The sequence below is a fragment of the Corynebacterium nasorum genome, assembly GCF_030229765.1.
In the GTDB taxonomy this organism is placed as follows: Bacteria; Actinomycetota; Actinomycetes; order Mycobacteriales; family Mycobacteriaceae; genus Corynebacterium; species Corynebacterium kefirresidentii.
Map to the genome: position 1 here is coordinate 1 of NZ_JASPGY010000004.1, position 23,518 is coordinate 23,518.

At 59.4% G+C, this 23,518-nt stretch carries 25 protein-coding genes; 15 read left to right on the forward strand and 10 right to left on the reverse strand.

Annotated elements, in window-relative coordinates; translation table 11 throughout:
• The 4 genes from QP904_RS04915 to QP904_RS04930 all read left to right on the forward strand — a co-directional run.
• Positions 1 to 356 (forward strand): hypothetical protein (locus QP904_RS04915; RefSeq protein WP_284835648.1); only part of this gene is annotated, 356 nt, incomplete at its 5' end.
• Positions 344 to 1,483, forward strand: a complete 1,140-nt coding sequence (locus tag QP904_RS04920; protein ID WP_284835649.1) for a hypothetical protein — start codon at positions 344 to 346, stop codon at positions 1,481 to 1,483. The genes QP904_RS04915 and QP904_RS04920, both read left to right, overlap by 13 nt.
• A 180-nt stretch (positions 1,484 to 1,663) precedes the next feature.
• Positions 1,664 to 2,533, forward strand: coding sequence for a hypothetical protein (locus QP904_RS04925; RefSeq protein ID WP_284835650.1), 870 nt, complete (start codon positions 1,664 to 1,666; stop codon positions 2,531 to 2,533).
• The gene (locus QP904_RS04930; protein WP_284835651.1) at positions 2,467 to 2,910 is read left to right on the forward strand and encodes an HNH endonuclease signature motif containing protein; all 444 of its coding nucleotides are present in this window, start codon (positions 2,467 to 2,469) and stop codon (positions 2,908 to 2,910) included. Before QP904_RS04925 ends, QP904_RS04930 begins: the two co-directional genes overlap by 67 nt.
• Positions 2,911 to 3,113: 203 nt before the next feature.
• Here QP904_RS04930 and QP904_RS04935 read toward each other — a convergent pair whose 3' ends face one another.
• From QP904_RS04935 to QP904_RS04945, 3 genes are read right to left on the reverse strand one after another with little or no spacing between them, the layout of a single operon-like run.
• A complete protein-coding gene (locus tag QP904_RS04935; RefSeq protein ID WP_049360595.1) occupies positions 3,114 to 3,737 on the reverse strand; it encodes a DUF3239 domain-containing protein in 624 nt (207 codons plus the stop codon).
• Positions 3,734 to 5,359, reverse strand: coding sequence for a DNA repair helicase XPB (locus QP904_RS04940; protein ID WP_023022022.1), 1,626 nt, complete (start codon positions 5,357 to 5,359; stop codon positions 3,734 to 3,736). The genes QP904_RS04935 and QP904_RS04940 overlap by 4 nt, the downstream gene beginning before the upstream one ends.
• The gene (locus QP904_RS04945; protein WP_284835652.1) at positions 5,356 to 7,371 is read right to left on the reverse strand and encodes a helicase-associated domain-containing protein; all 2,016 of its coding nucleotides are present in this window, start codon (positions 7,369 to 7,371) and stop codon (positions 5,356 to 5,358) included. The genes QP904_RS04940 and QP904_RS04945 overlap by 4 nt, the downstream gene beginning before the upstream one ends.
• 66 nt (positions 7,372 to 7,437) lie before the next feature.
• On the opposite strand from QP904_RS04945, the gene QP904_RS04950 reads away from it, so the two are divergent.
• On the forward strand, positions 7,438 to 7,623 hold the full coding sequence (locus QP904_RS04950) for a hypothetical protein (RefSeq protein ID WP_023022020.1): 186 nt from the start codon (positions 7,438 to 7,440) through the stop codon (positions 7,621 to 7,623).
• An 86-nt stretch (positions 7,624 to 7,709) separates the two neighbouring features.
• Here QP904_RS04950 and QP904_RS04955 read toward each other — a convergent pair whose 3' ends face one another.
• Positions 7,710 to 8,339, reverse strand: coding sequence for a resuscitation-promoting factor Rpf1 domain-containing protein (locus QP904_RS04955; RefSeq protein WP_049360602.1), 630 nt, complete (start codon positions 8,337 to 8,339; stop codon positions 7,710 to 7,712).
• A gap of 321 nt (positions 8,340 to 8,660) precedes the next feature.
• Between QP904_RS04955 and QP904_RS04960 the strand changes: the two genes are divergently transcribed.
• Positions 8,661 to 9,041 carry a cold-shock protein gene (locus QP904_RS04960; protein WP_005323875.1) on the forward strand — a complete coding sequence of 127 codons (381 nt, stop codon included), beginning with the start codon at positions 8,661 to 8,663 and terminating at the stop codon, positions 9,039 to 9,041.
• On the opposite strand, the gene QP904_RS04965 is transcribed toward QP904_RS04960, so the two are convergent.
• Positions 9,038 to 9,616, reverse strand: coding sequence for a DUF2771 domain-containing protein (locus QP904_RS04965; RefSeq protein ID WP_023022018.1), 579 nt, complete (start codon positions 9,614 to 9,616; stop codon positions 9,038 to 9,040). The two genes, QP904_RS04960 and QP904_RS04965, sit on opposite strands and share 4 nt — an antisense overlap.
• Before the next feature lie 6 nt (positions 9,617 to 9,622).
• Entirely contained in the window at positions 9,623 to 10,387 is a 765-nt protein-coding gene (locus tag QP904_RS04970) for a glutaminyl-peptide cyclotransferase (protein ID WP_284835653.1), read from the reverse strand.
• 38 nt (positions 10,388 to 10,425) lie between these two features.
• Between QP904_RS04970 and QP904_RS04975 the strand changes: the two genes are divergently transcribed.
• From QP904_RS04975 to QP904_RS04985, 3 genes are read left to right on the forward strand one after another with little or no spacing between them, the layout of a single operon-like run.
• Positions 10,426 to 11,094: a DUF3027 domain-containing protein gene (locus tag QP904_RS04975; RefSeq protein ID WP_248100411.1), complete on the forward strand. Its 669-nt coding sequence runs from the start codon at positions 10,426 to 10,428 to the stop codon at positions 11,092 to 11,094.
• Positions 11,095 to 11,143: 49 nt separating this feature from the next.
• On the forward strand, positions 11,144 to 12,547 hold the full coding sequence (locus QP904_RS04980) for an NCS2 family permease (protein ID WP_200287981.1): 1,404 nt from the start codon (positions 11,144 to 11,146) through the stop codon (positions 12,545 to 12,547).
• A gap of 9 nt (positions 12,548 to 12,556) precedes the next feature.
• Positions 12,557 to 13,363, forward strand: a complete 807-nt coding sequence (locus QP904_RS04985) for a TrmH family RNA methyltransferase (RefSeq protein ID WP_200287979.1) — start codon at positions 12,557 to 12,559, stop codon at positions 13,361 to 13,363.
• Here the strand turns inward: QP904_RS04985 and QP904_RS04990 are convergent.
• The 3 genes from QP904_RS04990 to serC all read right to left on the reverse strand — a co-directional run bounded on the left by QP904_RS04990 (position 13,324) and on the right by serC (position 16,263).
• Positions 13,324 to 14,154: a DUF6928 family protein gene (locus tag QP904_RS04990; protein WP_023022013.1), complete on the reverse strand. Its 831-nt coding sequence runs from the start codon at positions 14,152 to 14,154 to the stop codon at positions 13,324 to 13,326. The genes QP904_RS04985 and QP904_RS04990 overlap by 40 nt on opposite strands.
• 2 nt (positions 14,155 to 14,156) lie before the next feature.
• The gene (gene sepH / locus QP904_RS04995) at positions 14,157 to 15,032 is read right to left on the reverse strand and encodes a septation protein SepH (protein WP_284835654.1); all 876 of its coding nucleotides are present in this window, start codon (positions 15,030 to 15,032) and stop codon (positions 14,157 to 14,159) included.
• A gap of 112 nt (positions 15,033 to 15,144) precedes the next feature.
• A complete protein-coding gene (serC, locus tag QP904_RS05000) occupies positions 15,145 to 16,263 on the reverse strand; it encodes a phosphoserine transaminase (RefSeq protein WP_284835655.1) in 1,119 nt (372 codons plus the stop codon).
• A gap of 160 nt (positions 16,264 to 16,423) precedes the next feature.
• On the opposite strand from serC, the gene QP904_RS05005 reads away from it, so the two are divergent.
• From QP904_RS05005 to QP904_RS05030, 6 genes are all read left to right on the forward strand, one after another.
• Complete coding sequence (locus tag QP904_RS05005) at positions 16,424 to 17,716, forward strand: citrate synthase (RefSeq protein WP_284835656.1); 1,293 nt, start codon at positions 16,424 to 16,426, stop codon at positions 17,714 to 17,716.
• A 123-nt stretch (positions 17,717 to 17,839) separates the two neighbouring features.
• Entirely contained in the window at positions 17,840 to 18,199 is a 360-nt protein-coding gene (locus tag QP904_RS05010; RefSeq protein WP_005323855.1) for an FKBP-type peptidyl-prolyl cis-trans isomerase, read from the forward strand.
• 69 nt (positions 18,200 to 18,268) lie between these two features.
• Positions 18,269 to 19,132 carry an aldo/keto reductase gene (locus tag QP904_RS05015; protein WP_284835657.1) on the forward strand — a complete coding sequence of 288 codons (864 nt, stop codon included), beginning with the start codon at positions 18,269 to 18,271 and terminating at the stop codon, positions 19,130 to 19,132.
• Positions 19,133 to 19,423: 291 nt separating this feature from the next.
• Positions 19,424 to 19,771, forward strand: coding sequence for a DUF485 domain-containing protein (locus QP904_RS05020; protein ID WP_200436239.1), 348 nt, complete (start codon positions 19,424 to 19,426; stop codon positions 19,769 to 19,771).
• Positions 19,771 to 21,414, forward strand: a complete 1,644-nt coding sequence (locus QP904_RS05025; protein ID WP_284835658.1) for a monocarboxylic acid transporter — start codon at positions 19,771 to 19,773, stop codon at positions 21,412 to 21,414. The genes QP904_RS05020 and QP904_RS05025 overlap by 1 nt, the downstream gene beginning before the upstream one ends.
• Positions 21,415 to 21,441: 27 nt before the next feature.
• A complete protein-coding gene (locus QP904_RS05030) occupies positions 21,442 to 22,476 on the forward strand; it encodes a hypothetical protein (protein ID WP_396130030.1) in 1,035 nt (344 codons plus the stop codon).
• Between the two features lie 2 nt (positions 22,477 to 22,478).
• On the opposite strand, the gene QP904_RS05035 is transcribed toward QP904_RS05030, so the two are convergent.
• Entirely contained in the window at positions 22,479 to 23,471 is a 993-nt protein-coding gene (locus QP904_RS05035; protein WP_005328353.1) for a DUF1906 domain-containing protein, read from the reverse strand.
• Positions 23,472 to 23,518: the final 47 nt, after the last annotated feature.

The window sequence follows — 23,518 nt, forward strand, 5'->3', positions numbered from 1 at the left end:
CTGCAACCGGGAGGTTGTGGGAGAGTAAGTCACCGCCGACACCAAACAACAAACACAACAAAATACAACAAAGAAGAGGACGGTATACCACCGCCCTCTTCTTTCGTCGTTTTGCTAGTCTCAAACGCATGGACCAAAGGCAGATTTCTACTGTGGTGGAACAAGTAGAGCAGAGAATTCAATGCTTAAAGGATGTCGATAAGCTTCTGGCCTATTTAGACAGCTTGCATCCGGATGAACTGGGTGGTGTGGAGTTCCTCGTTGATCGCATGTTTGAAGACGAGCGTAACCAAATATGGGATCTGACGGAATCTCTCAAGGAATTCCTTGCGGATTTAAAGGAATGCCAGAAGTAAGGCAGACGCTCGCCGAAGTAACCATTAACTTTGTAAAGCCCACCGGACTAAACTTGGCTGGCCCCGACGATTCGGGCCAGTACGCCGACCAGGTGTGGCAGGCCGGCGAGCTGCTCCAGACGGCCATGTTTGAACCTCATCTTTTAGCCGGCTATGGAATTGAGCCAATTAAGGCTCAAGATATCTTCCCAGTGGCGCAACGCGCAGTTGACGAAGTTCTGCAACAGTTGCCGCTTATTGAGGATGTCAACGACGCCGTGCGTTGGAGTGCCGAGCGCTTGGCGCAGGAACTACCTCATGCAGCTCAACTTTCAAAGGTTGACGGGCTGTACTTGGCCCAGTGGCTGTTGGGCATTCTTGAGTCGCCGTATGCGGAACAAATAGATGTTGACCCCGTGCAGTACGAGGAATCTTTAGGCGTAGAGGGCGTGAAGGAACTTCGCGAGCGGGCGCATGGCGCGTATGCGAGGCGTCGGCTCGCGGTGCTTTCTGGCTCTGTCGAGGACGTATATCGTACTCATACGGACGGATACGAGCAGCTGATTCGCGGCCTTTCGGAGATAGGTCAGTTTGACCTCGCCTATAGGTACTCAGAGAAGGCCATGCTGGCGTTGCCCACGGAGGATACTTTCCATATCGTTACTTTTTGGGCCGCGCTTTGCGACGCCCACTTTCCCCACCGCAGCCCCGCCGTGCACCGGATAGCCTTCGATAGTTTTCCAATGCTATCGACTGCGCGTGGGCTTTTTGCGGCCGTAGGGGACACCGCGTCAGTACTCATCCAGACTCGCCTGCGGGATAAACCATGGGACCTAGCGATGTTCCAGTACGTGTGCCTAAATGATCCGGAGCGTGCTTGGGCAACAGCCTCGGACGCCGGAATTGAATGGAGCTTGGCAGAGCAGCTTCTTCCGGACTTGCCGGACGAGACCATTCCCATTCTGATGCGAAAAGTCGAGGAGCAGTTGGAAAACAAGTACGGTTGCGACCAAGCGTATGAGTTGCTCGGGAAAATCCAAAAGGTTGCTGAACCAACTTCCTTTGAAGAATTCTTGGGTCGGCTAAAGCGGAAGTTTGCTAACTGCCCCGAAATTCGCTCCCTGCTTGCCGGCGTCGACGAACTCTAAACCTTTCCTTTTACCCCCGCCGGTGTGTGGGGTGTGACTCTGGAGATCCCTGCAGGTTTAGGTCACCCTATTCGAACATAAACACCCCCATCAAGAGCATATGTTCGAAAGCCGGGATACTATAAGGACACTGGTTAGAAACCACGTACGAACCCCTACTTTTTTGTTGGAGTACACCCCGTGACTGCCACACTATCCCCACCTCAACCCGATACCGCCCTCGACTATCCCGACACCCTCCTCATTTCCGGCCATCCCGATACTGATCCTCTAGATGAAGGTGATGTGCCCGAAGCGTTCTACACCACCAACGCACCCGGCAACCACATCGGCCAAGCCGGCACCTACACCCGCAAAACCTCCTGGTTCCTCTACCGCGCAATCCTCCCCCAACTAGACGAAGATGTTGATTTAAGCCTGACCAGTCTCGCCAAAGACCTTGGTATCTCCTACTCGAAACTCCAAGGCTTCCTGCGCGTCCACTTCCGCATGCGCCAACTACCTCTAGTCACCGAAGTGCAAGGACTCCACTGGATCCTCGATCTGACCAAATTGCGCATCATCGACCGCGAACTACACCGACTGGAAAATAACCTAGATGACCTCGAAGCCATCGACGCCGCACTCGCAGACTTCCTCACGCCCACCGCACCGAATCAAACAGTCCCCACTGATGCTGAACTACGCCGCTTCATCCGCGGCTTCATCGACACCCACTTGCGCCCCGGAGACAAAGAAGAAAAGCCGCAACCCACACTCCGCATAAACTACAACCCCGATAACACCACTACACTATCTTTGACCTGCGATAGTGCTACCGCCACAATCATCGCCCGCCATATCGATGTGTACACCAACAAGGCACACACCACCGCAGCGCAGGGCCTTATCGATCTCATCCTCGAAGACACCCATACCAGCGTCGCTATAAACACCTTCACCACCAACGAAGACACCAATATCGTCTTTCATCCCGGCGCAGGTTGGATAAATCTCAACCATGCCCCACAGACAACACCTTCATCCGTCGGCTTAACGCCGACGAAGTAGACTCCTACATCCCTGACGCCGACATCCGCGCCTACACCCAAGGCAGAGACGCCACCTGCCGCTGGCCCGGCTGCACCATCCCCGCCACACAGTGCCAACTAGACCACCGCATCGAATACCACCAAGGCGGACCGACCAGCCCAGACAACCTAGTAAACCTCTGCCAACACCACCACAACATCAAAACCGACCGCCGCGTCCACTACATCCTCGACCCCATCACCGGCACCATCGCCTGGCTCCACCGAGACGGCACCTACCAACTAGACCACCCCACTGGGCCCCTAGCCACACACCAAACACACTGGAACCACACCTGGGCAAAATACCTCGCACTACAACAACAGCGATCAAAAAGAGAGAAAGTGAAAGGATAAAGACGCCCGCCTCGCGGTTTAATTGTGATTGCGCGGGTTGCATATTTAGCGCGTAACTCGGTTTCTCGTTGAGGGCTACCGAGGCGTTAATCTTGCCTCGTGTGCTCACAGGACGAGGCAAGATGACGACCAATTCCTTGCCTAGCGTGGAAGTTTCAGTTGGGTCTGTGAACGGACCTGTATCCGACGTAGCTTATGCAGCTCTAGAGAACCAGCAGGTCGAACTTAGTAGCCTTGACGTCGGAAAGGCGCTTGCGGGCTCGCTCGAGGCGCTGCCATTCCTCTTGGGGGATGGATTTGCGAGCGATGGTGACGGTCTCGGCGTCAGGAGTGCCCCAGGCGATGGGCATCGGGGTGATTTGCTGCCAGTGGTTATTGTCCGCGCGGCCAGAAACAGCTGCAACGGGAACCTTGGTGCCTACGGTCCGTTGGGTGCCGGGGATGGCGGTCACGGTGCGCAGACATGCAGCCCAGCGGGGAGGAAGGGAAGGATCCACATTGGTATTCACCAATGCGAGCAAGACCATATCGCGTTCATTTACTTCAGCGATGACGGCCGGCGCAAGGGGATAGGAATCATAGAGTTGCTGGGCGGTGCCAACTTTACGAGCGGCGGCAAAGCCGACGATGGCCACCATGATTCCGAATAGAATCATGCCCAGGCCGATAGTGATGCCCCAGGAAAATCCCCACCAGATGGCCGCGCCGCCGATGATGAGCAGGATGCCCAGTACGAGGCCGGAAAGGCGAAGGCGGTTGGAATCGCGCAAGAGCTCGTTATTGGCCTTGGCAAAGGACTCGTCTACGTCGAACTTGAAGATTTTCATTGTTCTAAGTCTAGTGCGTCGATAAGCCGGTAGGCATATCCTTGTTCGGCGAGGAAACGCTGGCGGTGCACGGCGTAGTCAGCATCGAGGCTATCGCGGGTGACCAGCGAATAAAAGAGCGCCTCTTCTTCCTTGGGGCGGAGTAGCCGGCCAAGGCGCTGAGCCTCTTCCTGGCGGGAACCGAAGGTGCCGGAGACCTGGATGGCTAGGGCGGCCTCGGGGAGATCGATGGAGAAATTGGCGACCTTGGACACCACCAGAACGGGAAGGCTGCCATCCCGGAATTGCTGGAAGAGGCGTTCGCGCTTAGCAGTGGAGGTGGAGCCATCGATTACGGGGGCGTCGAGATGCGCGCCGAGTTCTTTGAGCTGGTCGACGTAGCCGCCGATGATAAGCGCCTGCTGCGGGTGGCGGGCCAAGATTTTGTCGACCGCGCGGAGCTTGGCGGCAGCCTGGGCAGCGATGCGGTAGCGGTCGCGAGGTTGGGCGGTGGCATAGAGCATGCGCTCCTCGGCGTCCATGTCTACGCGGACTTCGATGCACTCGGCGGTGGCGATATAGCCGGCCATCTCGAGCTCTTTCCACGGGGCGTCGTAGCGCTTGGGCCCGATGAGGGAAAAGACGTCGCCCTCGCGGCCGTCCTCGCGCACGAGGGTGGCGGTGAGCCCTAGCCGACGCCGCGACTGAAGATCCGAAGTCATACGGAATACCGGCGCGGGCAGGAGGTGGACCTCGTCGTAGATGATGAGGCCCCAATCGCGGGAATCGAAGAGCTCGAGGGCGCGGTATTCGCCTTTGGTTTTACGCGTGACCACCTGGTAGGTGGCAATGGTGATGGGCTTGATTTCCTTCTTCTCGCCGGAGTATTCGCCGATTTCATTTTCCGTCAGCGTGGTGCGGCGCAGGAGTTCGTCCCGCCATTGGCGGCCGGCGACGGTATTGGTGACCAAGATGAGCGTGGTGGATTCTGCTTTGGCCATGGCTGCCGCACCGACGATGGTTTTGCCAGCACCGCACGGCAGCACCACGACGCCAGAGCCGCCGGACCAAAAGGCCTCGGTGGCGTACTGCTGATAATCGCGCAGCTGCCATCCATCATGATTGAGGGCGATGGGGTGGGACTCGCCATCGACATAACCTGCGAGATCTTCTGCCGGCCAGCTCGCCTTGAGGAGGGCTTGCTTGAGGCGGCCGCGCTCGGAGGGCGGGACGGCGATGGAATGCTCGTCGATGCGAGCGCCAAGGAGCTTTCCGGTTGCGCCACGGGAGAGTTCTTCCAGGATAGGTGGCTCTTCGGACTCGAGAATGAGGCCGTGGGCTGGGTGGGCGTGCAGGCGGACGCGGCCGTAGCGGGACATGGTTTCGGCGACGTCGATAAGCAGGGCTTGGGGGACCGGAAAGCGCGAGTAGTTTTCGAGGACGTCGACGACCTGCTCGGCGTCGTGTCCGGCCGCGCGGGCATTCCACAGCGCGAGCGGAGTAATGCGGTAGGTGTGCACGTGCTCGGGAGCGCGCTCCAGCTCCGCAAAGGGAGCGAGCGCGGCGCGGGCCTCTGCGGCCTGGGCGTGATCCACCTCGAGCAAGACGGTCTTATCCGACTGCACAATTAATGGTCCATTCATGGCTCCAGCGTAACGGAGGTGATCCGGTGCAAGGGAAATCGGATAGTGGAGCCGTCGGAAGAGCGGGCGTCGATTTGCCCACCCGCGACCGTCAGCGGGGTAACGGTGCGGTGCTTTTCGTTGCCGTTCTTATCCGCATAGCCAATGGTGATCGACCGGGCTGTGCGTGCGGCTGCGTGGACTATATCGAGGCTGGGAGTGGAAGGCGCGGAGTCATCGCGCAGATTGCGCATGGCCTTCGCAATGTCCGGGAAAGCGGTAGCCCGACGCGCGGTGGGGGTCGGTAGCGTTGCAGGTTCGGGTGCAACCGTGAGGCTCGCGCCGTTGTGGTCCTCGGCCGCGGGAGAAAGACCGTGATCGCGCAGCCGCTCCAGCAGGTCGTGTACCGGCAGTTGAGAAATAGCGACGGTGGGAGCAAGCAGACGCAAAGGCGCGGCCTTGAGCGCAATCTGGAGGAGGGCTGGGTCCTCGCTGCGCAGGTAGGACAGTGCCGGGCCGGAGCGCAGGGTGCCGTGGCGCTTGGCGACGTCCCCGATATGGAACTCCAGCGTCTGCGGCACCTCCCCGTGGGCTGCGAAAAAGGCGTGGATTTCCTCCCCAGTCATTCCGCGATCAAGGCCGCGGCGAAGGGAAGCGTCCGAGATGCGGTAGACACTGGCCAAGCCGGGGGATTCAAGGTCCGCGACGGATTCGAGCCGTTGGTGTGTTTCTGGATCGAGCGGTCCGGGAACCAATACGGTCATATCTGCCTGAATTAGAAAGTAGTCAACCGTATCTGGGGTCAGGCGGGCGGCGGCCTCGGGGCCCTCGATAAGCACGCTGGTGGGGCGCTCGAGGGCGATTGCGCCGATCCACTCGGCTTCCGCACGGAGCTCGGCGATAGTCTCGTCCGCGGTATGCGTGGCAAAGAGTGGGAAGTGGAAGCGGAGGGATTCTTCGAAGGTGGGTTTCGCCCCGCGCAGATAGACCTGCAGGACCTTTTGCCTGAAGCCCGGCAGGCGGTCATTGGTGTGCGCCAGTGTGCGGCCTTCGTTGGTCCACGTGGAGGTTGTCCATGACTCGAGCAGGAGCTGCCATTTTTCGGCGAGGCTGGCGTCGAGCCAGGTTTGGGCGAGCTCCGTTGAGACGAGGAAATTGCCCTCCATGTTTTTCGGCTCACCGCGGCTTAGTAGGCGGGCACTCATGCCGAGTTCGATGAGGCGGCGCAACTCCTCCTCGCCAATGTTAAGGGTCTTGCTTAATCCGGTGAGCTGGCGAACGCCGACGGTCTTGTCTTTGAGGAGTTCTATCGGCCGAGCGCCTAGGGAGTCAATGACACGCTGCATGCCGCGCACGACGGATAACCCGGCTGCAGTGCCAGCATCATCGGCCTTGGAATCGGGGGAGGGGGATTCGGTGATTCCCTCCACAGGGATAGGCGCGGTGGCTTTGCCGTTCAGCGCAAGGTGCACGGCGCGTGGCAGGCGGACGGTGGTTGAGTCAACGCGGTGGAGCAGCTGCTTGGCGATGAGCCGCGGGATCGGCCGCGTCGGATCCGCATCAACGGCTGCGTCCCGCGTGGTACCGAGGCCATTGGACCGGGACAGGGTCTCGAGGACCTTGCGCTCTTCAGCTGGCAGCTCGGCGATGTCTGCCGGGCTTACTCGGATTTGTTCGAGGAGGGACCAGCCCGTAGGCAAGGCAGGCATGACCTCAGGCGGAATGAGGACGTTGCCGTACGCTAGTCCGCGCTCCTTGAGCTGGCGGGTGGTCTCCGGATGCAGGTCTTCTACCTCCTCGAGCTCTCCACCACGGCGCGCGATGTCCTCGATTTCCGCGAGCAGCTCCGCGGAGCAGTCCATAAGGGCTCGTGTGATAGAGGTGCGCAGCAGGAGCCGAGTGGCGAGCGCGGCGATACTTGGGGGTAGTGGGTTGAGCACATCTGGCCGGTTGCGGAGGACTGTTGCCAGCTCTTCTTCGTCAAGGGAGGCAAGCCACGTGCGGAAATGCTGAAGATGGGAAGACTGAGTCATGATGACTTCCCAGTTTAGCTATCGATTGAGTTACGTTTTTGCGCAAGGTTTGAAATAATAGGGACTATGTCGAATGAGAAGAAGGGTCACGTTTCCCCGGCTTGGCCGAAGAACGAAAATCGCGAGCACGCAATCACGGAAATCTCTGCGCCTTTTGCTGGTGCATCCAGCCCCTACGGCGATGATCTGATTTTGCCGATGCCGGCAGAGAAGCTGAACTACGTTCACCCTTATACTCGCATCAACCGCTAGAGTGTTTCCCCGCCTCGGTGCGGGGAATTTCTCTCTCACGCAGAAAAGGCCCCTTGCATGAGCAAGGGGCCTTTCAGCGCTGTGTCTTAGCGGGTGATGTTCTCAATCATCTGCGCAATCGGGTCGATGACGTTGCGGTTGGCAGAGTAGAAGTTGTTGAAGTCGTGGCGGTTAGCCTTGTACAGCTCGGTGAACTGTGGAGGCAGAGCCAGGCCGTAGGAGTTAGCGGCGTTCTTGATGGTGTTGTACAGGGCATCAACGGCCAGCTCGTCGGACTTCTGGGCAGCAGCCTGCTTAACCGGAGCCGGTGCTTGGGCCGGAGCCTTAGGTGCGGCGGACGGAGCGGTGCGCTGGGTAGGAGCGGAGTTCAGGCCTAGGGAAGCGGAGCAAGCCGGCCATGCGCCCCAGCCCTGGGAAGCAAGTACGCGCTCAGCAACAACGATCTGCTGCTCGCGGGAAGCCTGGTCAGCGGTAGCTGCGAACTCGCCGCCGCCATTAGCCTGCCAGGTCTGCGGGTTGAACTGCAGTCCGCCGTAGAAGCCGTTGCCGGTGTTGATGTGCCAGTTGCCGCCGGCCTCGCACTGTGCCAGGCGGTCCCAGTCGGAATCCGGGGCAGCAGATGCGGTTGGTGCCATGATGGCAGCAGCGGCGCCGAAGGCGACGGTGCCGGCGGTGAACTTAGCGGCCATGCGGTTCTTAGCGGAGTGGCGTCCCATGTAGTTAGTCCTCTCTGTGTGCCCGCATTAAGTGCAAAGAATATGTACCAAAAAGAAAGGGCGGGCGAGGGCAACTTTCTTAACGGCTCTTAAATGTCTGGGGGACAGCGTAGCGGTTTATAACGAAAGTGTCACGTTATGGGCACTAAATGGGAAAGGAATGGGGCGAATGTGGCGCGTGCGAGGGCATTTGTGCAGGTGAGTGGCAACATGTGATCTGTGGCACATGGCGGAGGTGTGTCGCGTTAGCGTGCGCGACTTCTGTTGTTTTGACCAGGCAGCTAAAATAAAGATTTTCCCCTAGAGAAGAGGTGGGTACCTATGCCTATTGGCAAAGTGAAGTGGTATGACGCCGAGAAAGGTTTCGGTTTCGTCAGCAACCCGGGCGATGAAGACGTCTATGTCGGCCGCAACGTGTTGCCTAAGGGAGTAGAGGAACTGTTCCCAGGCCAGCGCATCGATTTCGATTTCGCGGCTGGCCGCCGTGGTCCGCAGGCGCTGCGGGTCAAGGTATTGGATAAGCCGCGTCGCCGCACGCCGGCCCGCAAGCCCGAGGAACTCGGCAGCATGGTCTCTGATGTGATGACTTTGCTGGAGTCACAGATTCAGCCGGTGCTCAATTCCGGCCGCTACCCGGAGCGCAAGACCGGCCGCCAGGTAGCAGAAATCCTTCGCGCAATTGCGAAGGATTTGGATAGCTAATCAGAAGCCTTCGTGGATTCCTCCGCGGAGGCTTCTCGTTCTTTATCGGTCATCGTGGTGAGCGACCACACGGTGGCCAAGGGGGTTTCGTCACCGTTGTCATCGGTGCCGATCATCATGGAGGAAATCTCTACCACCTTGAGGCGGGGGCGTTTGCCGGTGGAGGCCTTGATGGGCTCTACCGATCCGGGGATTGATACTTCAGTAGTCTCGTTCGCGCCGTGCGCGGTTTCATCATTGGCGGCGGGGTCATCGTAGATGGAGAGAATCTTCCATTCATGATCAGAAATCTCTTCGGGGATTTCCAGCTTGAGGGTGTCGTCTTCCCCTACGGTGAGGTTCGGGACCTCGCCCTCTGGGCAATCGGCGCCGGGCTCGCACGCGATATAAGGGGCGAAGTCGATGGAATTATCGCCCACGGAGGCGGTCACTTTGATTTCGCGCGGATCGGGACCCGGCCGCTGGTTCCACCAGTTCTGGAAGATCACTACGGCGGCGACGATGACTGCCACGACCACGATGAGGGCCAAGATCTGCAGCAGCGACTTTTTCCTTGCTTCCTTACGGGTTGCCATGGGCCTTTACCTTACTCGAACGTGGAAGAGTTCTTTCCACCGCTTGCCGGTAAGCCAGAACTCATCGTCTTTGATGTGCGCGATGCCGTTGAGGACGTCATCGGGGTCGGTATAGCGGGATTTATCTATGGCGTCGGTGGAAATGACGGCGGTCACGCGGCCGGTGGAAGGATCGATGCGGTAGATATTGTCATCCATCCACACATTGGCATAAACGGAATCGCCCACGCACTCCAGCTCATTGATGTCCTCGAGGGGTTTTCCTTCCAGGCTGACGTCGGTGGTCGAGCGCTCCGCAAAAGTTTCCGGATCCATATGCTGCAGGGTAGCGGAGCCATCGGACATGAGAAGATCTTCGCCGTTATTACACAGCCCCCACCCTTCACCGGTGTAGGCGGCGGTATCGACCTGGCGCAGGTCCTGGTCGTATTTCAGGGCCTGGCCGGACTTCCAGGTTAGCTGCCAGATGGAATCTCCGGCCTGGGTGATGCCCTCGCCAAAGTAGCGGTTATCCAGGTGCGTTTCGGCTAAGGTTTCGCCGGTTTCGGGGGAGAAGCGCTCCAGGCGGGATTCGCCCCATTGGCCGGTGCCAAGGAGCAGGTTGCCGTCCGGATCGGTTTCGAGGCCTTGAGTAAAGGAATTGGCCGGCAGGGAAGCGGTGCCTAAGACCTCCACGGAGAGGTGCTCAACTTCGGGTTCTGCATGGGTAGAGGAACAAGCAACGAGGGTGCAGGGCAGGAGAATGCAGGCGGCGCGGGAAAGAAACGACATGCACCATATGTACCACCGTGCGCGCCCCATAATGAATAATGAGGGGCGTGAGTAAGCGAAAAGCAAATCCGTTGATCGATTCCCGCGCCGTGCGCATTGCGCGCGAGGCGCTGGATGAGGTGGGGGAAGGGGGCGTCGGCAAGCATATCGGCGTCGCTGGGATGGGCCGAAACGTTGCTACCCACCGATTTGAAGCAGAGATGCCTGGCTACCCCGGCTGGGAATGGCAGGCGGTGCTCGCATGTGCGGAGGGATCGCGCTACGTCACCGTCAATGAAGTGGCGCTGGTGCCAGGCGGAGAGGCTCTGCAGCCGCCGGAATGGGTGCCCTATGAGGATCGCGTGCGGCCGGGCGACCTTGGGCCGGGTGATTTGATGCCACCGGCCGTAGATGATTCCCGCCTGGACGGCGACAAACTTTCCAAGTCCGGCTTGGACGACGCCAAGAAGCGCTGGCGCACCGAGCGTGGCCCGAATACGGATATGGCGGCCAAGGCGCGCCTGCAATGCCGCACCTGCGCGTTTTATGTAGAGCTGATGGAAAACTACGGCGTCTGCGCCAATGAGTATTCTGCGGACGGACGGGTAGTGCACTCGCGTTATGGTTGTGGCGCGCATTCGCAGACACGGGTGCGGGAAGAAAAGAACCCCGAAGTTGCCTTCGATGATGAAAAACCCATCTTCCAGGATTTTGAAATCGAGGACTAAGACAGCACACTTATGGCGTAAGACTCGCTGTACGTGAAAGGCGCAGGCGTTGAAAGCCACTCTCGATCGCTACTTCCATATCTCTGAACGTGGTTCCTCCATTGGAACCGAGCTACGCGCGGGAACGGTCTCGTTCTTCGCCATGGCCTATATCATTCTCTTGAACCCGCTGATCCTCGGCACCACCGAGGATGCAGACGGCTACGCGCTGGGCGTGCCGCAGGTTGCTGCCGCCACCGCGCTGGTCGCGGGCGTAATGTCTATCCTCTTCGGCGCGATTGCCAAATACCCCTTCGCCATGGCCGCCGGCCTGGGCATGAACACCTTCGTGGGCGTGAGCATGGTCGCCACCAGCGGGCTGACCTGGCAAGAATCGATGGGCCTGGTGGTTATCGAGGGCATCATCATCGTTCTGCTGGCCATTTCCGGTTTCCGCACCGCCGTCTTCGACGCCATCCCGCAGTCCATGAAGGCGGCGATGGGCGTAGGCATCGGCATGTTCATCGCCATGATCGGCCTTGTGGACGGTGGTTTTGTCACCCGCGTGCCGGACGCTGCGCATACCACCGTGCCGGTGGGCTTGGGCATTAATGGATCGATTTCCACTTGGCCGGCGCTGGTCTTTGTCATCGGCCTTATTATCTGTTCCTTCATGGTCATCCGGAACGTGCCGGGTGGGCTTTTTATCGCCATCGTGCTCACCACCATCATCGCTTTTATCGTGCAGGTATTTACCGGCTCCGAGGACTGGGGCATGGCCGCGCCCGTCAAACCAGAAGCGCTCGGTGGGATTCCGGACCTGTCCATTGTGGGCGATGTGAACCTGGTAGGCGCATTCACGAAAATCGGCGTGGTTTCCACCGTCTTGCTCATTTTCACCCTGTTGCTTACCAACTTCTTTGATGCGATGGGCACCATGACCGGCCTGGGCAAGCAAGGCAAGCTTGTCGACGCCGACGGCAACCTCCCCGATATGAAAAAGGCCCTCGTCGTAGAAGGCTTTGGCGCAGTGGCCGGTGGCCTAGGCTGTGCTTCTTCCAATACCGTCTTCGCGGATTCCTCCGCCGGCATTGCCGATGGCGCCCGCACCGGTCTGGCCAACCTGATGACCGGCCTGCTGTTCCTCGCCGCGATGTTTTTGACCCCGCTTTATGAAATCGTGCCTATCGAGGCCGCCTCCCCGGTGCTAGTCATCGTCGGCGTGATGATGGCCGCGCAGCTGACCGAGATCCGCTGGACCAAGATGGAAATCGCCATTCCGGCCTTCCTGACCATTGTGACCATGCCCTTTACCTATTCCATTGCCAACGGTATTGGCGTAGGCTTTATCTCCTTCGCGCTCATGTCCACCTTTGCCGGTAAGGCCAAGGAAGTGCACTGGATCATGTGGCTCTTGGCCGGCCTCTTCGTGATTTTCTTTGGCATGGATCCGATATCCAATGCCATCGGCTAGCCTAAAGGCATGCTGATTACTGACCCTGCGGACCCTCGCCTGGACGATATTCGGAACCTCAACAAATCCGATAAATCCGGCGAGGGTCTCGTCATTGCAGAGGGCCCGCTGGTGGTCTCCCGGCTGGCCGAATCCCGGTTCCCCATGCGTTGCTTGGTGGGCTTTCCTAAGAAGCTGGAAGCATACGTTTCCGAGTATGGCGAGCCTGAGTGCCCCATCTACGAGGTCTCCCGCGAGACCCTCGCAGAGGTAGCGGGCTTTGATATGCACCGCGGGCTTGTCGCCGCCGCGGACCGCGCCCCAGAGCCGGATCTGGGAGAGATTTTGAAGACCGCGAAAACCATCGCAGTGCTGGAGGGTGTGGGCGATCACGAGAATATTGGCGCAATCTTCCGCCACGCCGCCGGCATGGGGGTGGACGCGGTGCTGCTCGGCTCAGGGGCCGCAGATCCGCTCTATCGACGCTCGGTGCGCGTATCCATGGGGCACGTGCTGCGCTTGCCCTTTGCCCATTTGGAAGGCGGGTTCACCACGTGGCAGCGTTCCTTGCAGGCGCTTGCCGACGCCTCCTTTACCCTCATTTCCTTAACCCCCAACCCCCAAGCGGTGCATTTGGCCGAGGCCATGCATGGCTTGGATAAGGTGGCCATGCTCGTCGGTGCGGAAGGCCCTGGCCTTACCGAACACGCAATGAAGGCCACCGATGTGCGCGCACGCATACCGATGGCCCCGGGTACGGATTCCCTCAATGTGGCAACGGCCGCCGCCATTTCCTTTTATGAACGCCAGCGCTCCTTGAGCGACCTAAACGTCTGAGCGCCCCAATTGCCGATGAGGGAACCCAGATGCTTCGCAGTGGAGATGATCTCCTCGCCAGTGGATTCCGGCTCGGCGCTGTGGTCCTCGTAATCATCATAATCGTTCAGACCCAGCTTATTGGCCGACTGCGCAGCTAACTCGCCCACGGTCCGCTTCGGCTTCGGCGGGTCGATCTTCGGCTCTGGGCGGCCGTCAACCGCGTAGCCCACGACGTCCAGATCCGGGCCATCGTGTCCTACCTCGATGCCGAGCCAGTACTCCTGGGCCGCCTCCATGATGCCCTGCGGCTCGAAGGGCAGGGAAATGCCACCGATCGGTTCGTACTTTTCTCCTGCCCAGTAGGGCGCCTCGAAAGGCTCTGGCAGGCCGGTGTCTTCATAAAGGTGCTCGCGCGTAGCGCACAGGCAGCGCTTGAGCTGGCCACCCTCCCACAGGGCGAAGCCGGCATAGCCTTCCTTTTCATTACTCGCCAGCGCAATGACGCGCTGGGCGGGGACCGCATTGAGTAGGGTTTCCGGCAGCTGCGAGAGGAGGACAGAGTCTCCTTCGCACACCGTCTGTACCACGGTGATGCCGGGGTAGCCGCCGATATAGTACTCATGTGGATCCGTCTGCGCGGAGCGGTTAAGCGGGAATTGCCCAATCGGGGTGACCGGGAATGTCGGGTCTAATTGGGCGAGGAATTTTCGCCCAAAGCCGCGATCCGCCTTGGGCTCGGTCTTTAGCACCTCTTCTGCGTTGGGCTTAGAGATGTACCAGAGAGTGAGTACTGCGTGAGAGATGTCCACGATTAGTCCCTAGGGCGCTTGGTATTGGAGCGAACGCCGAGTAGTACGTCCTCCCAATGCGGAGTGACGGCCTTGCGGCGGCGCTTGGCGGGCTTTTCTTCCGGGGAGGGGTTCTGTAGGAACTCCTCTTCCTCGGGCTCTTCCGGCGGGGTGGTTGGCGCAGTGAGGTCAGTGACGTTGCTGGGCTGATCGCCGTCGATAGCTTCGTCGTAGCGGCCACTGCCCAACGAGGTCAGCGAGCGCACCGGCTGTACGAAGTCCGGGTCCGTTAGGTCTGCGGCCACCGAGTTGCGGGCCTCCACCGTGGCGGGCGAGGACATGGACTGCTTGAAGTACCACTCGGCTTCGTTCTCGGACAGGCCGGCCTTCCACGTCACGCGCACGATCCAGGCCTCGCCCTGGTGGCGGTAGGCGTCCCAGGTGGACTCGGACAGTGAGTGTCCGCGAGCGGCAAAGGCGGTAGCAAGAACCTCCCACAGGGTGAGCTTGGCTGGGCCGTCCTCGCGTACCGGGTGAGCCTGCTTGGCAATCTCCGCGATGCGGTTGCGCTCCAGCATGACCGGGTAGGCGAAGGGTTCAATGCGGGACTCGGGCACGCCCATTTCTTCCGCCACTTCCGCCGCGGAGGCACCGGCGCGGATGCGGTTTTGGATCTCCGCCGGGCGAATCTTTGTCTCTTCCACCGGCTCCGGTTTGGCGGGCTTGGCAAGGCTGATGGCGGGAGCCGCCGGCTCTTCTTCCGGGGTTTCCTGCTGCTCACCCTGCAAGACCTCGCGCAGTTCATCGGTGATGGAGAGGAAAAACTCTTCGCCGTCTTCGGTGCGCAGCACCAAAGAGGTTTCAGTCGATTCGCTGTCAACTGGGAACAGCTCGCGCATAATAGGGCGCTCCTTTTGCCTATCGACGGCGGACATATCTGTGATGCATTCAACTATAACGTGAAAATGCCCCGCGGCCTGCGAGGCGGCGGGGCATGTTGGGGGTGATGCGTTAATTCGCATCCAAGACGTAATCGATGCACTGGGTCAGTTTGGCGATATCGGCCGGCTCAATAGCCGGGAACATGCCGATGCGCAATTGGTTACGGCCTAGCTTGCGGTACGGCCCCACGTCCAGAATGCCGTTGGCGCGCAGGGTGGCGGCGAGCGCCGCGGCGTCGACGGACTCGGCGAAGTCGATGGTGCCCACCACGAGCGAGCGGGACGCAGGCTCCGCGACGAAGAGAGTGGTCTCCGGGCGGGATTCGGCCCAGCTATACAGCGTGGTGGAGGATTCCGTAGTGCGCTCAACCATGCCGTCCAGGCCGCCGTTGGCATTCATCCACTGGAGCTGGTTATCCAACATGAGCAGGGTGGCGATTGCCGGGGTGTTATAGGTCTGGTTCTTGCGGGAGTTATCTACTGCCGTCTGCAGGTTGAGGAAGGTGGGGATATAGCGCTCGGAGGCGTTAATTTTCTCAATCCGCTCCAGTGCGGCGGGGGACATGGCGGCGAGCCACAGGCCGCCGTCGGAAGCAAAGCACTTTTGCGGCGAGAAGTAGTAGACGTCCGTATCGGATATGTGTACGGGCAGGCCACCCGCGCCGGAGGTGGCGTCCACGACCACCAGCTGCTGATCATTGCGGGGGTGCGGGCGGGTGACTTCTACCATCGCGCCGGTGGACGTTTCATTGTGTGCCCAAGCGACGACGTCCGCTTCCGCAGAGAGTTCGCGTGGGTCGGGCGCGGTGCCCGCGGGGGACTCCACGATGGACGGGGCATCGAGCCAGGGTGCACCCGCGGCGGCCTTGGCAAATTTAGTGGAAAACTCACCAAAGGTGAGGTGGGCGGAGTGGCGCTCTATAAGCCCGAAAGTGGCCGCATCCCAGAAGGCGGTGGCGCCGCCGAGGGAAAGGACAATCTCGTAGCCCTCCGGTAAGGAGAAGAGATCACTTAAGCCTTCTCGCACCGAACCTACGAGGTTCTTTACTGCCGGTTGGCGGTGAGAGGTGCCCATGACCGCGGGGTCAATCGCCGCAAGCTGGTCGGGGCGAACCTTGGAGGGGCCGCAGCCAAAGCGGCCGTCGGCAGGCAGGAGGTCGGCAGGCAGCGTAAGTTCTGGAGTGCTCATGCGTGCCAGTGTAGAGCAGTTCCGGTCGAACGGCAGTTATTTTAGTCGGCCAAATCCTGTTGTTGGCGTCACAAAGTTTGCTAAAGTGTGAAGAGGTATCAAGCTAGCTTCCTTAAGTTAGTGCTTAATAGTGACTCTTCACATAGAGAAAGGAACTTCCGTGGCTTCTGAAGACAACAAGGTAGTGCTCCAGTACCCAGGCGGCGAGTACGAGATGGACATCAAGCAGTCCACCGAGGGTGACTCCGGCTTTGACATTTCCAAGCTCCGTAACGAGACCGGGCTCGTTACCTTCGACCCTGGTTATACCTCCACCGGTTCCACCGAGTCCAAGATCACCTTCATTAACGGTGAAGAGGGCATCCTGCGCCACCGCGGCTACGATATCGCGGACCTGGCGGAGAACGCTTCCTTTAACGAGGTTTCCTATCTGCTGATCAAGGGTCATCTGCCTAACGAGGAAGAGCTCAGCCACTTCAACCGCGAAATCCGCCACCACACCCTGTTGGATGAGGACTTTAAGGCCGCGTTCAATATCTTCCCGCGCAACGCGCACCCAATGGCCGTGCTGGCTTCCTCCCTTAACATTCTTTCCGCGTACTACCAGGATCAGCTCAACCCGCTGGACCCAGAGCAGCTGGATAAGGCCACCGTCCGCCTGCTGGCCAAGGTTCCAATGCTGGCTGCGTATGCTTACCGCGCTTCTCAGGGTAAGCCTTATATGTACCCGGATAATAGCCTGAACGCCCGCGAGAACTTCCTGCGCATGATGTTCGGCTACCCCACCGAGGAGTACGAGGTAGACCCGGTTGTAGCTAAGGCCCTGGATAAGCTGCTTATCCTGCACGCTGACCACGAGCAGAACTGCTCCACCTCCACCGTGCGCATGATTGGTTCCGCTCAGGCCAATATGTTCGTCTCCATTGCCGGCGGCATTAACGCCCTGTCCGGTCCGCTGCACGGCGGCGCAAACCAGGCCGTTCTGGAGATGCTGGAAGATATCCAGAACAACCACGATGGTGACGCTACCGACTTCATGAACCGCGTGAAGAATAAGGAAAAGGGCGTTCGCCTCATGGGCTTTGGCCACCGCGTGTACAAGAACTACGACCCACGTGCGGCCATCGTCAAGGACACCGCCCACGAGATCATCGAGCACCTGGGCGGCGACCCAATGCTGGATCTGGCCATGAAGCTGGAAGACATTGCGCTGAATGACGACTACTTCGTCTCCCGCAAGCTCTACCCGAACGTGGACTTCTACACCGGCCTGATCTACCGCGCCATGGGCTTCCCGACGGACTTCTTCACCGTCCTCTTCGCCATCGGCCGCCTGCCAGGCTGGATTGCACAGTACCGCGAGCAGCTGGAGATCAACACCAAGATCAACCGTCCGCGCCAGATTTACACCGGCGAGTCCCTGTGTAAGGTTACCCCGCGCAACGAGCGCTAAAGCGCCCCGCGGGTCTGTCGAATTAAGCCGAATCGGGTGGTAGCACCTATAATAGGTGCAGCTCGGTTCGGTTTTTAATGCGACCGCACGAACAAACTAGATTTCCCAAGGAGAATAATCCCCATGGATAAGCCTGTTATTGAAGCCCAGTCTGGCCCAGCGCCGACCGACCTTGTTGTAGAAGACATCGTCGTCGGCGACGGTGCTGAGGCGCAGCCTGGTGCCGTAGTGGAGGTCCACTACGTCGGCGCTGAATACGAGACCAACCAAGAATTCGATTCCTCGTGGGACCGTGGCCAGTCCATCGAGTTCCCGCTGACCGGTCTCATCGCCGGCTGGCAAGAGGGCATCCCGGGAATGAAGGTGGGCGGTCGCCGCAAGCTCATCATCCCGCCGGAAAAGGCCTACGGCCCCGCCGGTGGTGCGCACCCGCTGTCCGGCCGCACCTTGGTCTTCATTATTGACCTCATCCGCGCCGACTAAAGGCGCTCGGCCCCAGGGTTCGCCCTGGGGTTTCGTCGTTTTCGGCGCGGTCAGAAAAACTGCGGCACAATGGAGGGCATGACTGTGCCAACCGTAACTTTCAATGATGACCGCGAAATGCCCCAGCTGGGCTTGGGTACGTACAAGCTATATGACGAGGAATGCATCCGCGTCATCCGCGAGGCTATTGATTTGGGCTACCGCCACTTCGATACCGCCACGCTCTACAAGAACGAAGAGGCGGTAGGCACCGCCCTGAAGCAGGCAATGGACGCCGGCGACGTCACCCGTGATGAGCTCTTTATTACCTCCAAGGTGTGGCACTCCCACCAGGGCGAGCACAAGGTGGAAGAGGCATTCCAGCAGTCGCTGAAGGATCTGCAGCTGGATTACCTCGACCTGTATCTTATCCACTGGCCGTGGCCGCAGGGTGGCCTGTACAACGAGACCTTTGAGGCTATCGCCCGCCTGCAGGGTATGGGTCAGATTGCGTCCATCGGTGTGGCCAATTTCTACGAAGACGTGCTCAAGGACCTCATTTCCACCACCGGCATTTCCCCGGTGCTCAACCAGGTGGAGATCCACCCGGGCTTTACCCAGTCGAGCCTGCGCGCCTTCCATCACGATAATGACATCGTCACCGAGGCATGGGCCCCGCTGGCGCGCGGCGTTGTGCTCAATAACCCCGTGATTGAGCAGGCTGCGGCTGACCACGAGGCCACCGAGGGACAGGTAGTACTGTCGTACCTTATGTCTAAAGGCATCTCCGTCATTCCGAAGTCCGCGCACACCGAGCGCTTGAAGGAAAACTTGGCCGCCACCGAGCTGGAGCTCACGGCGGAGGAAGTATCCGCCATTGACGCACTTGAGGGCCAGGAGGGCTTTGGCCGCATGTTCAATGACCCGCGCGAATTCCCAGGCAACGAAGAGTAACGCCAACCGCAGTTTAAGCCCCCCTCACGGGGGCTTTTTCTTTTGCCAAGCGGCTGTTAACAATCTTTACAAGGGGTAAAAAATTCTTCCCTCGGGGGTAGTTTGTTAAAGATGTTATTCCAGTTCAGCGAAGCCTATGGGGTTGAAAGGGTGGGGGAGCGGAAGGTTTTCTTGGCAGAGTTTACAACCTTGCAGAAAATGTTCTGTAACTTACAAATCAGCATGGATAGTGATCAGTAACACACTATCTCGTGTGACCTAAGTTCCTCTCACCCAAGGAGACGATGCTCTATGAGTGACGTAGCTGCAACTCCTGTCTCGCGCCGCGAACCCACCGGTAGCGAGTTCATCGCGATGCGCGACTCCGCCAAATTCGGCGAGCTGCGCCGCACTTACCGGAGTTTTACCTTCCCTATGACCGTGACCTTCTTCGTGTGGTACGTGGTCTACGTTCTTGCCGCCGTGTTCGCCCCTGACTTCATGGCAACCGAGCTCGGCGGCGGTTGGAACATTGGCCTAGTCTTCGGCCTCGCCCAGTTCCTTACCACCTTCATCATCACGTGGATTTACGTGAAGTACGCCAATAAGAATATCGAGCCGAAGTCGGCCGCCATCCGTGCAGAACTGGAGGGCATCTAATGACTACCACCACCCTTGCTGCTGAGTCTTCCGCCGGCAACCCCATCCTGAATATTTCCATCTTCGCCCTGTTCCTCATCGTCACCATGGCGGTGGTGCTGCGCGCCGGTAAAACCACCAAGGAAGCCTCGGACTTCTACACCGGTGGCGGCAGCTTCTCTGGACGCCAGAACGGTCTGGCCATCTCCGGTGACTACCTCTCCGCCGCATCCTTCCTCGGCATCGTCGGCGCGGTGGCGCTCAATGGCTACGACGGCTTCTTGTACTCGGTGGGCTTTTTCGTTGCCTGGCTGGTAGCACTCATGCTCGTCGCCGAGCCCATGCGTAACGTCGGCCGCTTTACCATGGCGGACGTCCTATCCTTCCGCCTGAAGCAAAAGCCCGTGCGCGTGGCGGCGTCCATCGCCACCCTCTTCGTCACGCTCTTCTACCTCATCGCGCAGATGGCCGGCGCCGGCTCCTTGGTTGCGGTGCTCTTGGATATCCACGACTTCAAGTGGCAGGCCCTCGTCGTGGGCATCGTGGGCGTGCTCATGATTGTCTACGTCCTAGTTGGCGGCATGAAGGGCACCACCTACGTCCAGATGATTAAGGCCGTGCTATTGGTGGCCGGCGTGGTCATTATGTGCTTCTTGGTCTTCATTGCCCTGCGCGGCGGCTTTAGCACCCTGTTTAATAACGCTATCGACATGCACGCCGCCTCCGAGCAGATTAAGGAGAAGGGCTACGAGGCCAAGGACATCATGGCTCCGGGCCTGAAGTACGGCGCCACTACCGCCACCAAGCTGGACTTTATCTCCTTGGGCATTTCCCTGGTGCTCGGCGTGGGTGGCCTACCGCACGTGCTGATGCGCTTTTATACCGTGCCCACCGCTACCGAGGCGCGCCGCTCCGTTACCTGGGCGATCGTCATCATCGGTGCCTTCTACCTCATGACCCTGGTCCTGGGCTATGGTGCGGCTGCACTGGTAGGTCCGGACCGTATCTTGGCCGCGCCGGGCGGAGCCAATGCTGCGGCGCCGCTACTCGCATTGGAGATTGGCGGCTCCATTTTCATGGCGATTATTTCCGCCGTGGCCTTCGCCACCGTGCTCGCCGTGGTTGCTGGCCTGGCCATTACCGCCTCTGCGTCCATCGCGCACGATATCTACCACGCGGTTATCCGCAACGGCGAGTCCACCGAGGCCGAGCAGGTCCGCGTCTCTCAGACCACCGTGGTGGTCCTTGGCATCGTCTCCATCATCCTGGGCATCCTAGCCATGACCCAGAATGTGGCCTTCCTGGTCTCCCTGGCGTTTGCGGTGGCAGCCTCCGCCAACCTGCCGACCATCCTGTACTCCCTGTACTGGCGCCGCTTCAACACTGCGGGCGCGGTGGCCTCCATGTACACCGGCGTGGTGTCCTGCCTGGTGCTCATCTTCTTCTCCCCGGCAGTCTCCGGTTCTGAGAGCTCCATGTTCCCGGGCGCGGACTGGGCCATCTTCCCGCTTTCCTCGCCGGGCTTGGTCTCCATTCCGCTGTCCTTCTTCGTCGGCTGGTTGGTCTCCATCATGACCAAGCCGGATAACCTTGACGAGCTTTCTGCAGAGATGGAGGTTCGCTCGCTTACTGGCGTGGGCGTGGAGGCACCCGTGCAGCATTAATTGCTTGAAAAGTGCATTCACCCGGTAATGTGGTTGGACGTGCTTAGAACGTCTGTGACCCGCAAGGCGGCATCAGTTAAGGCTGGTGCCGCTTTGGCCGTATGTATGCTCGCCTTGACCACCACCGCGTGCAGCAATAGCGAGCGTGAAAGCGACGCGCTTGCCGACGCTCCCTCGGAAGCAACAGACACCAACCGCGACGTCCCACCGGAAACCAATGAGTTCCTGGAGGGCGATGAGGGGCGCTCGATTACCTATATCCGCCTGCACGATGGCATGCACATGGGCTCTGCCTCGGAGCACGAGGCTCGCCCAGCGCTAAGCCTCATCAAGCTATATATCGCCACCTACGTGATGGAAAAGGGCGAGTACGAGGATAAATATGAGGCGCTGGATATGATCGCTAGCTCCTCTGATAAGTCCGCCGAAGACCTCTTTGATAAGTACCCGGATTCCATCGACGCGATTGCCGATGAATTCAACCTCGAATCCACCAAAGCCGGCGAGAAGTGGGGCTACTCGCAAACCTCCACGTATGACGTCGCCAGCTTCATCTCGCAGCTCATCGACCGCGATGAAACCCACCCGGTGCTCGTAGCTATGGCGCATGCCGATCCCATCTCGGAGGATGGGTACCAACAAAACTATGGCACCGCCAAGCTCTCCAATGTGGTGGGCAGCAAGTGGGGCTGGTCCAATGACAAGTCCATCAATTCTTCGGTCTCCTTTGGTGAGAACTTCGTCGCCGCCGCCTCTATCACCGGCTCATCCGATGACCTCACCGACTACGTCAAGGATGAGGTGACGGGGAAGAATCTGGGCAAGGCCACCGAGCGCTTCCTCAAGTACAAAGACGGCGAAGACGTACCACCGATCGAGACTTCCACCTCGGAGACCTCTACCACGTCCTCCAACAAGAAGGACAAGGACGAGCAATCCGGCAAGGACAAGAAGGAAAAGTCCCCGTCCAAGGAGCCCACTAGCGAATCCACCACGTCCAAAAAGAAGTCCGCAGACAAAAAGAAGGGCTCGGAGAAAACCTCCGAGCCCTCTAAGAAGTAGTACTACCGCGCCTTAGAGACTGTCTCTGCGACGATCTTCGCTAGCTGGCGAATTTGATCGTTGCTCAACGTCTTGCCATTAAAGGTCACGCCATTGGCGGTGACCTGCGGAAGTTCCGGTAGCTCTGGGTGCTTGCTCTGCAGCTGCGAGCTCAATTGATTTACCAGGTCGGACGAGCCATTGCTCGGGGCCGTGGTCTGCGGCTTAGGCTTTGGCTGTGGTTTCTTGGTGGTCGGCTTCTTTGCCGGTGCAGGTGCCGCGGACTTGCCAGGCGTCCACTGTCCCCAGTCTTCGGCGTAGACCTCGTTTACGTCTACGATGACGCCGCCAATGGTCTGCTGCTTGCCGTGCGGCAGCTGGTGGATAGTGGTGCGCGGGTGAATCTTGCCGTTGGAACCCCAGTCATGCATCCAGAAGTACTTGCCGATGCCATCCTGGATCGCCCACTCAATGGTGTTGTAATTGCCGTAGACACCTGTCTGGTAGCCGGCCAGCTCCAAGGTCTTGGAAAACGCCTGCAGGTACGGGCGGATTTGGCGGGTGTACTGCTCGCGGGTGGGGTTATCGTCGATAGCGATGTAGATCGGACGCTTGGTGGGGCCGCCTGCCTTCTTGTGCAGCGCAATCGCCTTCGGTGCGTGAATTGCAGCACCTGCTGCGCCCTGCTTCCAATCGGCTGTTTCCGCCCGGCCGAATTGGTATACCGACGCAGTGGGCAGGCCTGCTGCTGCATTGGCCTTAGTTTCCTTGAGAGTTACCGGCTTGCCGGTCATCCACGCAGCGCCGGGGCGCTTGTCGGAGACGTAGCGAATCGCGCCCATGTGACCGGCATTCTTAATTGCCTGCGGGGAAGGTACGCCGGCGGAGAAATCAATGATAGTGCCGCGCACGGGTCCGAGTGCTGCCGCATTTGGACCGGCAGCACCGATAGCGCCTGCGGTCAGGGCGAGAGCGCCGACCTTAAAGAGGCCGCGACGAGAGAAAGATGGTGACATGTAGAGCTCCTGCAGTAATCACATTTGTCACAGTAGTTAACAACTGC